This window comes from Gilliamella mensalis, from assembly GCF_900103085.1.
In the GTDB taxonomy this organism is placed as follows: Bacteria; Pseudomonadota; Gammaproteobacteria; order Enterobacterales; family Orbaceae; genus Gilliamella; species Gilliamella mensalis.
Window position 1 is genome coordinate 1 of record NZ_FMWR01000035.1, and the last position, 1,962, is coordinate 1,962.

The 1,962-nt window shown below is 30.3% G+C and carries 1 protein-coding gene and 1 pseudogene; both read left to right on the forward strand.

The genetic code is table 11. The features are described from left to right. Window positions 1–843: pseudogene (locus tag BQ5209_RS10490) on the forward strand (hypothetical protein); the annotation flags it as partial. A gap of 1 nt (window position 844) precedes the next feature. After that, on the forward strand, window positions 845–1,918 hold the full coding sequence (locus tag BQ5209_RS10495) for a hypothetical protein (RefSeq protein ID WP_085248767.1): 1,074 nt from the start codon (window positions 845–847) through the stop codon (window positions 1,916–1,918). Window positions 1,919–1,962: the final 44 nt, after the last annotated feature.

The window sequence follows — 1,962 nt, forward strand, 5'->3', positions numbered from 1 at the left end:
GGCTTAGCGAAGTTAAACCAACAAAACAACACCCCCCCAGAAAATGGCGAGACAACGGATACCACAACCACCCCACCAGCCATGCTTAACGCTGATGGCAAGGCGTGGTTTATGCATCCTATAGCATTATTTAATTTTGTTTCATGGAAAGATTTGATAGATGTTGAAAGTTTCCTTACCAAATACGAAAGTGAACATAAAAATTTTAAAGCAAATGAGAAAGATGTCGTTCCAGACTTTAATCAAAAATCAAAAGATAGTCTTCGAGGGATCATTAAAAGAATAAACTTATTTTACAAAAAGTATGATAAATTCAAACCAAATATTTACCATATATCTTATATGTTAGCGACAGCTCGTTGGGAAGCTACTTGGGGAAGTGATTTTTTCTGCGCACTGGAAGAACGTTCAGGAGGTTTAGGAAAAGCATATTTTAATAAATATGATCCTGTATTAGCAAGCAATGAATCCTTAAAAAAAAGGGCTAAGAACAATGGAAATACAGAAGAGGGGGATGGTTATAAATATCGTGGTCGAGGTTTAGTTCATTTAACGTGGAAAAATAATTATAAAAAAGCGAGTGACTATTTTGGTATTGATTTTGTTGATCAACCCGATAAAGCAGCAGAACTTGATTATGCCGTACCAATAATGATTTGGGGGATGATGAAAGGGATTTTTACTGGTGGTAAATTGCCAAGGTATATCTATAAGAGTCATATTAATTACAAAGCAGCAAGAGCAGTAATAAATGGAAGTGATAGTGCTGATAATATAGCCTTTTTTGCGAAGCTATTTGAATCAATCCTTCGAAAGACGTCAAATTTAACTGAGGAATTTTAGAATGAGAAAAATAATATTATTGATATTAGTGATGATAATCAGTAATGTCAGTGATGCAAAGCTGTCTTGTTCAAATAAATTATTTATAGAAAATAAACAATTTAACATTAATTCTAAAGTTTATAAATTTATATCTTACTTTTGTGAGGATAAAAATAATGATGAGGAAGAATTTTTTTCAAAACCAGCCATGCTAGAAGTACAGGCAGAAAACATCAATAAATTATATAAAAATGTAATTGGAATATGGGGAATGCTGAATATTGAATTGGAAGCATGGAATGATAAGCCAGCATTTCATTACTTTATGCCAGCTACGGAATCTATTGAAGCAGATATACCTATTATGATTAAAAATAATGAGTTAATGATTCAATGTGTATATATTGACCAAAGATTGAAAAATTTTATGGAAGCAAAATATTCTTATTGTGGCGATGAACAAATTATCGAAGATGGATTCGGTGAAGATGCAATTTTAAATTTATTTCCTGAGTTTTACTTATACAGCATATACCATAATATATACTTTCCTGAAACTAATGAATATTTATCTGACAAACAATTTGATGTTTTTATTGGTAAAATAGATGATATCAATTTTTATCGACGTTATTCATCACTCAATGATTACTTTTTAAATAAATTTATAGTTATTATGGTGAATAAGGAAAAAGAATACCATTTTAAAGAATCAAAAATTTACCAACGAATGTTGGGTAAAACAAAATCTGAGGGAGTTATTGGATTAGATATTATTGATGCAAAAGGGAATATTACTTTTTATGATAAAAAGATATTATTAGAACTATTAAATAAATCTACCATAAAACCCAATATCAAGTCTTATATTCAACAAGAAAAAATCAATCTTTATAATAACCCCAATGAAAATGAGCCAACAAGTATATATTTAGTACAAAACGATTTTGTCAAAATTCTAGACGTAATTTGGGATAAAGACCAATATTCTAATGTCTGGTTTAAGGTAAGCTATAGCAGTAAAAAGCAGGGAGAAATAATAAAATGGATTAGAGGGTATGCTTTTAATCCTTGGAATTACGGTGAAGGGTGATGGTTACAAATTGAAATACAGTGATCGGATACTGAGATAAAGAC